Origin of the sequence: Bacillus smithii (assembly GCF_001050115.1) — a bacterium.
GTDB classification, from domain to species: domain Bacteria; phylum Bacillota; class Bacilli; order Bacillales; family DSM-4216; genus Bacillus_O; species Bacillus_O smithii.
In genome coordinates, this window is the sequence record NZ_CP012024.1 from 1,172,556 (window position 1) to 1,184,844 (window position 12,289).

The 12,289-nt window shown below is 38.8% G+C and carries 11 protein-coding genes; 8 read left to right on the plus strand and 3 right to left on the minus strand.

Going from position 1 to position 12,289, the window contains the following annotated elements:
* Positions 1-675 precede the first annotated feature (675 nt).
* Entirely contained in the window at positions 676-1,122 is a 447-nt protein-coding gene (locus BSM4216_RS05575; RefSeq protein ID WP_048623037.1) for a MarR family winged helix-turn-helix transcriptional regulator, read from the plus strand.
* Positions 1,123-1,330: 208 nt separating this feature from the next.
* Here BSM4216_RS05575 and BSM4216_RS05580 read toward each other — a convergent pair whose 3' ends face one another.
* Positions 1,331-3,493: an ATP-dependent Clp protease ATP-binding subunit gene (locus BSM4216_RS05580; protein ID WP_048623038.1), complete on the minus strand. Its 2,163-nt coding sequence runs from the start codon at positions 3,491-3,493 to the stop codon at positions 1,331-1,333.
* Between the two features lie 339 nt (positions 3,494-3,832).
* Between BSM4216_RS05580 and BSM4216_RS05585 the strand changes: the two genes are divergently transcribed.
* Positions 3,833-4,864: a YkvI family membrane protein gene (locus tag BSM4216_RS05585; protein ID WP_048624413.1), complete on the plus strand. Its 1,032-nt coding sequence runs from the start codon at positions 3,833-3,835 to the stop codon at positions 4,862-4,864.
* Between the two features lie 124 nt (positions 4,865-4,988).
* On the opposite strand, the gene BSM4216_RS05590 is transcribed toward BSM4216_RS05585, so the two are convergent.
* Positions 4,989-5,801 (minus strand): hypothetical protein, encoded by an 813-nt coding sequence (locus BSM4216_RS05590; protein WP_048623039.1) that lies wholly within the window; start codon positions 5,799-5,801, stop codon positions 4,989-4,991.
* A 279-nt stretch (positions 5,802-6,080) separates the two neighbouring features.
* Complete coding sequence (locus BSM4216_RS05595) at positions 6,081-6,260, minus strand: YkvS family protein (RefSeq protein ID WP_003354364.1); 180 nt, start codon at positions 6,258-6,260, stop codon at positions 6,081-6,083.
* Positions 6,261-6,769: 509 nt separating this feature from the next.
* Here BSM4216_RS05595 and BSM4216_RS05600 point away from each other — a divergent pair.
* The 6 genes from BSM4216_RS05600 to BSM4216_RS05620 all read left to right on the plus strand — a co-directional run bounded on the left by BSM4216_RS05600 (position 6,770) and on the right by BSM4216_RS05620 (position 12,224).
* Entirely contained in the window at positions 6,770-6,964 is a 195-nt protein-coding gene (locus BSM4216_RS05600; RefSeq protein ID WP_003354365.1) for a hypothetical protein, read from the plus strand.
* A 333-nt stretch (positions 6,965-7,297) separates the two neighbouring features.
* A complete protein-coding gene (locus BSM4216_RS16200) occupies positions 7,298-7,474 on the plus strand; it encodes an aspartyl-phosphate phosphatase Spo0E family protein (RefSeq protein ID WP_234395482.1) in 177 nt (58 codons plus the stop codon).
* 360 nt (positions 7,475-7,834) lie between these two features.
* Positions 7,835-8,101, plus strand: coding sequence for a phosphocarrier protein HPr (locus BSM4216_RS05605; protein WP_003354366.1), 267 nt, complete (start codon positions 7,835-7,837; stop codon positions 8,099-8,101).
* Entirely contained in the window at positions 8,101-9,831 is a 1,731-nt protein-coding gene (gene ptsP / locus BSM4216_RS05610; protein WP_048623040.1) for a phosphoenolpyruvate--protein phosphotransferase, read from the plus strand. Before BSM4216_RS05605 ends, ptsP begins: the two co-directional genes overlap by 1 nt.
* A gap of 276 nt (positions 9,832-10,107) precedes the next feature.
* On the plus strand, positions 10,108-10,893 hold the full coding sequence (locus BSM4216_RS05615) for an SDR family oxidoreductase (RefSeq protein WP_048623041.1): 786 nt from the start codon (positions 10,108-10,110) through the stop codon (positions 10,891-10,893).
* A gap of 461 nt (positions 10,894-11,354) precedes the next feature.
* A complete protein-coding gene (locus BSM4216_RS05620; protein ID WP_048623042.1) occupies positions 11,355-12,224 on the plus strand; it encodes an NAD(P)-dependent oxidoreductase in 870 nt (289 codons plus the stop codon).
* Positions 12,225-12,289 lie beyond the last annotated feature (65 nt).

A 12,289-nucleotide genomic window follows, 5' to 3' on the forward strand; every position in this document is an offset into this window, starting at 1 on the left:
CCCTTTAAAATGATCGAAAAAAAGTAATTTGAATATAAGCATCTTTTAATAGGAGCAAACGTTTAAACTTGACAAGGTGAAATCAATCTGATGGGATATGTATAAAACAGAAGGAGTGGTTGTGTTTTTACAGGATTTCTGCATGACCTTTTGACAGACGAAAGAAGAAATGGAAAGCGGCTTATATTTTAAAAAGCAGAAGAGAACCTGAAATGGTTTGCGAGCATTCATGGACGATTTATTTGTAGGAGAAGACGTCAAAAATGGCGCTTTCAGCGGTCTACAGTGATTTTCCGATTGAAAAATAAAAAATTGGCATGACCACTTTGTTTATTCACCCAAAGTCTAAGTAATATAATGTTGATATGCAGGAAGGAATTTTGATCAATATTGCGAAACCACATGGCCAAAGAATGGAAAGATTATGTTACAATGAGGAAAAAGTCTTGTCTGGACAAATGTTTCAAACGTTAATAGGTGATGGTGCGGTGGCATTGGTGAAAATCTGTTTTGTATAAAAGAAAAACAGATGATATCAGCAATGGGGACATGCTCGATTGCTTGCCGAAATTCAACAAGTACAAATAGACGAAGCTGCTGGCCATCATGATTATTGGACAGTGATTGAGCCGCAAAGAATGCAGAATTTATGAATAGAAGGAACTGATTGAGAAAATGGAAGAAAAAAACATACAAATGTCCTTGAAACTATTTGTTGTACTGTCAAGAGCATATAAAGTCGTCAATGAAGAAACGAATGAATGGATTTATCAAAATGGGTTAAATCCTACGGAATTTGGCGTATTGGAATTGTTGCATCATAAAGGCCCGCAACCGTTGCAGCAAATTGGAAGCAAAATTTTGCTGGCGAGCGGCAGTATTACTTATGTAGTAGACAAATTAGAAAAAAAGGGGTTGGTAGAGCGGGTCGCATGCCCTACCGATCGCAGGGTGACATATGCTGCCATTACGGAAAAAGGAAGGGCCGTTATTGAAGAGATATTTCCAAAGCATGCTGAAAACATTCATTCACTGATGAGCGTTCTGGACGACGAGGAGAAAGAAACGGCTATCCGTTTATTAAAAAAAATTGGACTTGCCGTGAAGGATTTATCCACATAGAACCCATATTTTCTATAGGAAAATTCTTCATTCCGTCTGTTTGCTCTTTCATTCGAATCAGAAAGGCTTTTATGCGATTCTATGATCCTTCTGACTTGCTGTAAAGTAAAAAAAGAGGCTGACACGAGAATACGGCTTTGTGGAGTTAAATCTATTTAATAGACCGTATCCTCTTTTAGTGTCTGCCTCTTTTCATTCAAGACCAATATCAGTTTGCAGCAATGACGATGTGATCATTTTCCAGCACGGCTTTTAAATGTTTTACATCCGGATGGTCCAACATATAATCGGCAATCGGATCTTCTAAATGTTCTTGAATGACTCGGCGCAACGGACGGGCGCCAAACTCTGGATGATAGCCGAGTTCAGCTAGTTTCATTTTTGCTTCAGGCGTTACTTCGATCGTCATTTCTTGTTCTTTTAATGATTCGTTTAATTCCGCCAACATCAAATCGACAATCTTCTTCAATTCTTCTTTTTCTAAAGGTTTAAACTCAATAATGCTGTCAAAACGATTGAGGAATTCTGGTTTAAAGTAATTTTTCAACGAATCCAGCACGGAACTTTCGCTTTTGTCATTTCCCTTTTCAAATCCAACCGTAATCGTTTTAACCGATTGTCCTGCGTTGCTTGTTGCGATAATAACGGTGTCTTTAAAGCTTACAGTTCGTCCTTGACTATCTGTCAAGCGACCATCTTCTAAAATTTGCAAGAACATATGTTGAACGTCTGGATGGGCTTTTTCAATTTCGTCCAACAAAATGATGCTGTATGGATTGCGACGAACTTTTTCTGTTAATTGACCAGCTTCTTCATGACCTACATAGCCAGGAGGAGAACCGATCAATTTTGACACGCTGTGTTTTTCCATATATTCACTCATATCGAGACGAATCATGGCATCTTTTGAACCGAACAATTCTTCGGCAAGCGTTTTGCTTAATTCCGTTTTCCCAACTCCGGTAGGACCGACGAACAAGAAAGAGCCAATAGGTCGATTTTTCGCTTTAAGGCCGGCGCGGCTTCTTTTGATGGCTTTCGCCACTTTTTTGACTGCTTCATCTTGGCCGATGACTTTTTTCGCTAAGTTTTCTTCTAAATGTTTCATTTTTTCTTGTTCATCTTGCTGTAATTTGCCGACCGGAATTCCCGTTTTCTTTTCAATAATCTCTTGTATATGAGCGACAGTGACGACCGGACGAATGTTTGAATCCGCCTCGCTGTTCAGTTGTTTTTCAAGGCTGGCTTCTTCGTCTCTTAATTTAGCAGCCAGTTCATAGTGTTCTTCTTGTAAAGCTTTTTCTTTTTCTTTCGCTATTTGGTTCAACCGCGCTTGAATGGTGTCTTTATCGTTTGTCGTAATGGTTAAGTTCAATTTGGAACCAGCTTCGTCCATTAAATCAATGGCTTTGTCTGGCAAGAATCGGTCTTGGATATAACGATGTGATAAATGGACGCAGGCTGCTAACGCATCATCCGTGTATTGGACGCCATGGTAATCCTCATAACGTTTCTTCAAACCTTTCAGTATTTCCAAAGCTTTTTCCGGTGCTGGTTCATCCACTTGAACAGGTTGGAAGCGGCGTTCCAAAGCAGCATCCTTTTCAATTTGTCGATATTCTTTCAATGTGGTGGCACCGATCACTTGCAATTCTCCACGTGCGAGCGCCGGTTTCAAAATATTTCCGGCATCCATAGACCCTTCAGCGGATCCGGCTCCCACTAAAAGATGAATTTCGTCGATAAAGAGTATAATATTTTTTCTTTTTTGCAGTTCTGCAATTAATTGTTTCATTCTTTGCTCAAATTGTCCGCGAATTCCTGTATTCGCGACGAGTGAAGCGACATCCAGCAAATATACTTCTTTATTTTTCAATTTGGAAGGAACGGAGCCTTCGGCGATTTTCAGAGCCAACCCTTCGGCGATTGCCGTTTTTCCGACACCTGGTTCACCGATCAGAACCGGATTGTTTTTATTTCTTCTATTTAAAATTTCAATCACACGGTTGATTTCTTCGTCGCGGCCAATAACAGGATCGATGATGCCGGCTCTTGCTGCATTTGTTAAGTTGCGGCCAAACTGGTCAAGAAAACTGTTGCCGTTTCCGGCTTGTTTTGGCTGTGCTTGGTATGGAAAAGCGTTTAGCGTTCCGTTTTCAAATGGAGGTTGTTCCCCGAAGCCTTTAAAGAAATCGTCGAACGGAAATCCACCAAAATTCATGAACATAGGCATCCCTCCTTGTAATTGAGCGATCGATTGTTTTTCTTTCTCATAACATTCTTCGCAAAAATGGTAATCTTTCGATTGTCCATTGATTTGCAAATGAAGGCTTATATTGGCAGGTTTTTGATGGCATTTTTCACAGAGCATTTATTCAACCTCCTTAAAAGGTTTTGACTTTGACTAACTTTGACTTTTAAGGTGCTCGTAAACAGCAGATGAATTTAAAAGGATCATCTGTTAGTGTCAACTGATTTTCGTCAAAGATCATCGAGAAAGTTTGACTAACTTTGACCTTTCGCTTTTATTATAGTCTGACCATTTTTGACTTTCAAGTGTTTTGATGAAATTTTTTTGTTCTTTTTTAAAAAATTTTTTTCTCACCCTCACGAAGTGATTTTCTTAAAATAAAATTTTTTGCTTTCCGCTTATGAAAGGGGATGGTTTCACATACATATGGACAGAGGGGAAAGAATTGGGGGAGTATTCGTGAAGGCTTTTTATGGCGCTCTTCAAATTGCGTTTGTTTACGTAGGAACAGTGATTGGAGCGGGATTTGCAACGGGAAAGGAAATCGTGGAGTTTTTTACTCAGTTTGGATTCATTGGGTTCCTCGGAATCATGGTAAGCGGCTATTTGTTTATTGTTATGGGAACGAAGACGATGAGAGTATCAATCAAGTTAAAAGCTCAATCTTATGAAGAATTAAATGAATATTTATTTGGCAAAAAACTTGCTTTCTTTTTTAATATGGCCATGCTGTTCATGTTAATCTGTGTATCCGGCGTTATGCTAGCTGGGGCTGGAGCGCTTTTTGAGGAACAATTAGGATTATCGAAGCAATTGGGGATTTGGTTGACGATTTTTGGAGGGGTTATTGTGATCATCAATGGAACGAAAGGACTATTGGCTGTCAATTCATTTGTTGTTCCGCTGATGATCACTTTTAACCTTATTGTGTTTTTGGTTTCATCCCAAACACCGGAATTTTTTTCTTCTCTTTTTTCGTCAGCTTCTTCCGATATTAGTATTCAATCCATAGTAAGTCCTTTCGCTTATACGGCTTTTAATTTGGCTCTTGCTCAAGCAGTATTAGTTCCTGTTGCCGCAGAGATCAATGACGAAAGAACCATCCGATGGGGGGGAATCATTGGAGGATTATTTTTGACGATCATTCTCCTTTCCAGCCACTTTGTTTTGTTGCAGCTTCCTGACGTAACTAGCTTGGAAATACCGATGGCAAGCGTTATGAATAACGTCGCCTATGGAATTTCAGGCATTTATTTATGTATTATTTATGGAGAAATTTTTACTTCGATTATCGGAAACATATATGGATTGGAAAGACAATTGAGTCATTACTGGCCAATTCAGCCTATTCTTCTTTATATCAGCGTTTTTTTGATTGCTTTTTGCTTAAGCCAGCTTCATTACGGGCGATTGTTATCCTTTCTTTATCCATTATTCGGATACTTTAGTTTTTTGTTCTTCTTTCTTCTTTGGGTAAAGCCTATCAAATAATGGGAGCGGGATTTCTCTGCTATGGGATAAAACGTCGAAAGAAAAAGATTAAATGGTGATAAATGAAATGAGAGAGGGGAGAGGCAGAGGGAAGGGAAGCGATGATCAGCTTCCCTAAAGAAAGTTATTTCACTTGAATGGTATCCGCCATTTTTAAAAAGGCATCTGAATACGAGCTGTCTTTGTCATCATAAATGGTAATCTTTATCGGCTGGGTGCTCGATGGTATCACATAAGCAGTGACCACTGCATCTTGAGTGCTAGTCCGATAGGCGGTAGCGTTTTTAAACGTGCTTGTATTTGGCGGCGAAATCGTTTTTACCTCATCATTAATAGCTTTCAACTGATCGAAAGCCGATTGTTTAAATGTATCCCAATTTTGGGTTTTTTGCATTAATTCAATTCGCATAAACAGCTGGTCTTTGTCTTTAAAGTACACAACGTCTTTGTATGGTTCTTCGGCTGTTAGTTCATAGTGGGGAAGAACATACATGGAAAACCCTTGGTTGTCGCTTTCTTCCAATACAGCTGTATCGGTTTTGTTTTGTCCGCCTATGGAATATTGAATTTTTTTCTCGAATGGGCGGACGGTTCCGGATTGTGTACTGTCTTTGGATTGTGAGCTATCCTTAGGTTGAACGCTGTCATTGGTTGAAGCCTTTTTTTCAGTCTGATTGTTTGAGGAATCGTTTGCTTTCGCTGATTCCTGTTCATTTTGCTTGTTTTCTGAGCTGGCGGTATTTTGATTTTCGCTTTCTTGATTGGATTCGCTTGATTGAACGGCTTGTTTTGCAGCGTCCTTATGCTCTTTTGTTTCGACAGTATTAGATGATGCCTGGTTTTCGTTTTCAGATGTTTTTTCATTCGTTCCGCATCCGGCTAAACTGAGAGTTGACAATAATGCCAATGCAAGAACAGTTTTGGTCCAACTTTTCATGCCATTTCCTCCTCTATCCTTTTGTTGTATAACCGGCAATGCATCGAGATTGGCATCAGGGAATAAGCATTGAGAACAGGAAATCTCAATGAATATACATTGCCTGTTTCTGCTTCTGATTCTATTTTAAAGGAAATCTGCTTCAAATGATTTACAAATTCTTTTCAAATTCGGTTCAAAATCCTTTTTTTGTAAAGCCGAAACTGAAAAAAGATATACTGGGCTTTCTCCGAAAAAACGTTTCTATAGATGTCAAACCTTCGATGTGAGAGCATGGACCTATTTTTGTACGATCGTATAATTTTTATGGTTGACCACTGTTTTTTCTTCTAAATCCAACTCTCTGAAGTTTTCCATATAAGTTAAATCCACAATCACCGAATTTTCGTTCACCTTCTCGACGATCCCCCTCAATCCGCCTTTAAACTCAATGATATTTCCTACTTCTGCTTTGATCATAACCCTCTCTCCTTTGAATTATAGTCCGAAATAAGTCACTCATAGGACGGAGTACAAATTTTGCATAAGACGCGATTAAACAACAGCAAGCCCGCATTCCTGGTTGCAAGATGTGGAAAATAATTAATAATAGTTTGCCCTATAAGAATCAAAAGGTAAAGTCTTTTTACATAAAAATGTATAATTTTTCAATAATCTTTTTTATAGCATTTTGAAAGCAATAGTCTTATAATAATTTTTGTTTGAAAATCGCTATTTTCGAAGGAGATCTTTCTTTTTCTCAAAACATGGAAACATCGTCGGCTGGCTTGGATAATGAATTCCAAAAATGAAAAGTTCACTCTAAAATCATCATGACTACGAACGTATAGCTGTACTGTGCGCATTGATGATTTTGCTGTCTTGGTGTTTTTTTGAACTTTAAAAGATGATCGAACCTATTGCGCTCGCTTTCTAGCTTAAAGACCATATTCGGATTTGGCAGATAAGCACGAATAGGGGGGAATCTCTTGAAAGAAGAAGAAATACAATCCATTTTGGACAAATTGAAAAACGAGGAAATTCACGAGTTTTTAGTGAAAAAAGAGGATTTTATGCAGTTTCGCTCCCATCTTGTTAAGCGGCCGGATTTCAAACATTTTCGTGGAGTGGCCCAAAGAGGGGGAGATGTGCTGTTTTATTATGATAAAGAACCTCGAAAGTAAATGTCTTTAAAAATATTTAATAAGGAGTATACGATCATCCGGTTCTCCTTTTTGGGCTGTCATTTGACCGGCGATTTTCCACAAAAAGCCCCTGCCTTTAAGGATGGAAGCACCGAAGAATGTCCCACGTTGGTAACTTTTCCTATCATTTGATTCGAACAAGTTGTTAGAAAGCCATCGTTAATAAAAGTTTCATATAATTATCAAATATTGTAAAAACATATATAAATTCACAATGTCATTGATTGTAAAATTATCAATAATATAGTAATCTATTGTAGATGAAAGACTTCGATTTTTCTGGGGATAAAATTCGAAATGTGGTGACGAAATGTGAATACTAACCGTTCCCCGGCTATACTCATCCAGTTAATTGAAGAAAAAAGAATCGCGATGATTGCGGTCGGGATTGAAAAAGGGTTAAACAGTGAAGAGACAATAAAATTAAGCAAAGAACTTGATCTGTTATTAAATGAATACGATAAACAATTTGCGATTTCAAAATCCTAGACTTCTTTCATAGGGTCTATTTTTTTTATATTCTTTGAAAGAAAAATGAAGAGAAGTCTTCTTTGATGACGGCACTTGCAAAAAGAGAGAAAGCGCTAAGTTAACCCTTTAAATCCAATGTGATTTGCATAACAGAATGAAATAGTCCGAATTCTTTACAGAAATCCAAAAGAAATAAGATTTCTTTCTTTAAGATATAATAGAAATGACACACTTTCTTTATTGTCACTATCCGGTTTTCCATGATATTCTTTCATGGGGGAATTGCATTGAGTTTTCATGTGGTATAGACCAGTATTGACGAATGAAGAAAGATTCGTTAATGTATTGATGACGAAAAAGTAAAGGAGACGATGATAAATGGTGCAAAAACAATTTACCGTTATTGATGAAACAGGAATCCATGCTCGTCCAGCAACTAAATTAGTACAAACTGCAAGCAAATTTTCTAGCGATGTTCAGCTTGAATATAATGGCAAAAAAGTGAACTTGAAATCCATCATGGGTGTTATGGCGCTAGGAATCGGAAAAGGCGCCCAAATAACGATTTCCGCTGAAGGAAGCGATGAAGCGGATGCGTTGAAAACGATTGAAGAAACTATGAAAAAAGAAGGTTTGGCAGAATAATGTCGACGATTTTAAAAGGAATCGCAGCATCAAACGGGATTGCAATTGCGAAAGCATACCGTTTAGTGGAACCCGACTTAAAAGTAGAAAGAAAAGACATTCAGAATTCTGAACAAGAAATCAACCGCTTTGAAGAAGCAATCCGTCAATCTCAAAGCGAGCTTGAAACGATTCGGGATCATGCCAAAAAAGAGTTGGGCGAAGAAAAAGCAGCCATTTTTGAAGCTCATCTTCTTGTATTAAGCGATCCTGAGATGACAGGTTCTATTAAAGATAAAATCAAAAATGAAAAAGTCAATACTGAATATGCTTTAAAAGAAACAGCTGATATGTTTGTTTCCATGTTTGAAAACATGGATAACGAATATATGAAAGAACGGGCAGCTGACATTAGAGATGTAACGAAGCGTGTTCTCGCTCATTTATTAGGAGTGGAACTTCCGAATCCTAGCTTGATTGCGGAAGAAGTAATCATAGTAGCAGAAGATTTAACTCCTTCTGATACTGCTCAATTGAACCGACAATTTGTTAAAGGTTTTACGACCGACGTAGGGGGAAGAACTTCTCACTCCGCTATCATGTCGCGTTCAATGGAAATTCCTGCTGTTGTGGGGACAAAGGAAGCGACAAAAGAAATTCAAAATGGCGATTTAGTGATCGTTGACGGCATCAATGGAGAGGTTCATGTCAATCCTGTTCCTGAAGTCATTGAATCTTATAAAGACAAAGCGGAACAATTTGCTAAGGAAAAAGCAGAATGGGCCAAATTGAAGAATGAAAAAACATACTCCAGCGATGGCCATCAAGTCGAACTGGTCGCCAATATTGGAACGCCGAAAGATATAGAAGGCGTTATCAATAACGGAGGAGAAGGAGTTGGCTTGTTCCGTACTGAATTTCTGTATATGGGACGAGATCAGCTGCCGTCTGAAGAAGAACAATTCGAAGCTTATAAAACGGTATTGGAAGGCTTAAACGGAAAGCCAGTCGTTGTCCGCACACTTGATATTGGCGGAGATAAAGAACTTCCATATTTAAATCTTCCAAAAGAAATGAACCCGTTCCTAGGTTTCCGGGCTATTCGCTTATGCTTGGAAGATCAAGATCTGTTCCGCACACAGCTTCGGGCATTGCTGCGCGCCAGCGTTTACGGCAATCTGAAAATTATGTTCCCTATGATTGCAACCATTAATGAGTTTCGTGAAGCAAAAGCTATTTTAGAAGAAGAAAAAGAAAAATTGATTCAGAATGGAACGAAAGTTTCGGATTCGATTGAAGTCGGCATTATGGTGGAAATTCCGTCCACGGCTGTAATGGCAGATCAATTTGCAAAAGAAGTGGACTTTTTCAGCATAGGAACGAACGATTTAATTCAATATACGCTGGCAGCAGACCGTATGAATGAACGCATATCCTATTTGTATCAACCATACAATCCGGCGATTTTACGGCTTGTGAAAATGGTCATCGATGCCGCTCATAAAGAAGGTAAATGGGCAGGAATGTGTGGAGAAATGGCAGGAGATGAGACGGCCATTCCGCTCTTGCTCGGTCTTGGTCTTGATGAATTCTCCATGAGTGCCACATCCATTCTAAAAGCTCGATCTCTTATTAAAAAGTTAAATCGATCCGAAATGGAACAATTGGCTTTTGAAGCATTGAATAAAAGAACTACTGCTGAAGTAGTAGAACTTGTTGAAAAAGCAGTGTCTTCTCAATATAGCCATTAAGATGTATAAATTCTTAATCAGGGGTAAAAATGTTAAATGCCACACGAATACTCAACTTAGATCTTTATTCTCATTTCCCCCTTTATGGAGGCTGGAGTTTTAAAAAGTTCCAGCCTCTTTTTTGGTGGTTGGAGGGAATAAACGTTTGATGTTGTTCTGCCAATTTCATGGCATTTTAGATCGACTTTGTGATTAGACGGTAATTAAGCGAAAAAAATGCAAGAAAATTTTGCATGTTTTATAATAAAAGTACTTTGGTTAAAGGAGGGATTCTGCTTGAAGTTAGGTTTAGAAGGAAAAAAGGCAATCGTTGCCGCTTCTAGTCAAGGGTTGGGAAAAGCTATTGCGGAGGAACTCGCGGCTAACGGAGCCAATGTCATGATTTCCAGCAGAAGCGAACAAAAGCTGAAAGATCTAAAACAAAAATGGGACAAGACATTGCCCGGCCGGATAGAATGGACAACTTGCGATGTGACAAAACTTGCTGATATTCAACATCTGGTCGAACGAACGGTAGACGTTTATGGCGGAGTCGATATTTTGGTCAACAATGCAGGAGGACCGCCGTCCGGAACGTTTGAAGAAATAACGGATGAAATGTGGCAAAAAGCGTTTGAATTGAATCTGCTTTCCTATATACGAATGATTCGAGCCGCTTTGCCTTATTTAAAACAAAACGGCGGAAAGATCATCAATATTGCTTCTTCTTCTATTAAAGAGCCAATTCCAGGTTTAATCTTATCGAATACATTCCGAACAGGGATAGTAGGGCTTTCTAAAACACTGGCTACGGAACTTGCTCCGTATAATATTTTAGTGAACACAGTGGCTCCAGGGCGCATCGCGACTGATAGAATTATCGAGCTGGATAAAATTGGCGCTGAAAAACAAGGGATCTCCATAGAAGAAATGTCAGAAATCATGAAAAGTAAGATTCCTCTCGGAAGATACGGAAAACCGGAGGAATTTGCGAATGTGGTCGCGTTTTTAGCTTCGGAAGCCAATACATATATGACAGGCAGCACTTTCTTAGTCGACGGCGGCATGGTCCGTTCCATTTAATGCTTTCAAAGACCATTCGACGAATCGAAAAAACATCAAATATATGATATTGAAAACAACAGGCACATGTTTTGTAAAAACATGTTTAAAAAAGAAAATGGGGGGAATTCTAATGATGAAAGAGGAATTTTAAAGATTCTCACTCACAACCCCCTTTTCTTTTAAAGACCTGTTGAAACAGGTCTTCTTTTTTTCGGTATATAAAGATCGTTCATTTTATTATGGAAAGGTTCAGATCGTTTTACAATAAACGGAGGAGGTGAACAACTGATTGCGAAATCCAATTATATAAACGGGTATTCGAATAGTCGAGGGAATCTTCTGTATTTTTAAACGATTACATCGTTATTGTATATCCTGAAAGACTCGCAGGTTTATCGATGTAAAGGCCCTGGGGAGATGTGAAATCTCTTCTGATGGGAGTTCGCCCGTTTATACGGATTTTGGCAATCAGGAGGAGGATGACGAAACCGGTTGTCGGGTTTATTGGAACAGGAGTAATGGGGAAAAGTATGGCCGGACATATTTTAGCGGACGGTTATCCGCTGGTGGTGTATAATCGGACAAAAGAAAAAGCGAATGAGCTATTAAAGAATGGAGCAAAATGGGCGAACAGTCCGAAAGAATTAGTGAAACAGGCGGACATCGTTTTTACGATAGTCGGTATGCCAAGTGATGTGGAAGAAGTTTATTTATCTGAAAACGGACTGATTGAAAACGGCCGAAGTGGACAGATTTTTATCGATATGACCACTTCCAAGCCGTCATTGGCTGTACACATTTATCAAACAGCCCAATCGAAAGGAATCTATACATTAGATGCCCCTGTTTCAGGAGGAGATATCGGCGCTAGAAACGGGACGCTTGCCATCATGGTCGGAGGAGATAAAGAAATTTTTGATCGGGTTCAAGATCTTTTAAACGTTTTAGGAAATAATATTGTTTACCAAGGGAAAGCCGGCTCCGGACAACATACAAAAATGTGCAATCAGATTGCTATTGCTACTAATATGATCGGTGTGTGCGAATCGCTTATTTATGCGAAAAAAGCGGGATTGGATCCGGAAATGGTGCTAAAAAGCATTTCCACAGGAGCAGCCGGGAGCTGGTCGTTGTCTCATTTAGCTCCACGTATTTTAAAAGAAGACTTTGAACCGGGTTTTTACATTAAACACTTTATAAAAGATATGAAGATTGCTCTTGAAGAAGCCGAAAAAATGAATCTTTCACTTCCGGGACTTTCGCTGGCTAAACAAATGTATGAGGAACTGTCGGCAAAAGGAGAAGAATCAAGTGGGACGCAAGCCCTTATCAAATATTGGGCTGAATAAAAAAAGAAGCAAAAACTGGTCCACAAAAGGACCAGTTTTTTACCGTTTTTGAATGCCAACATTTT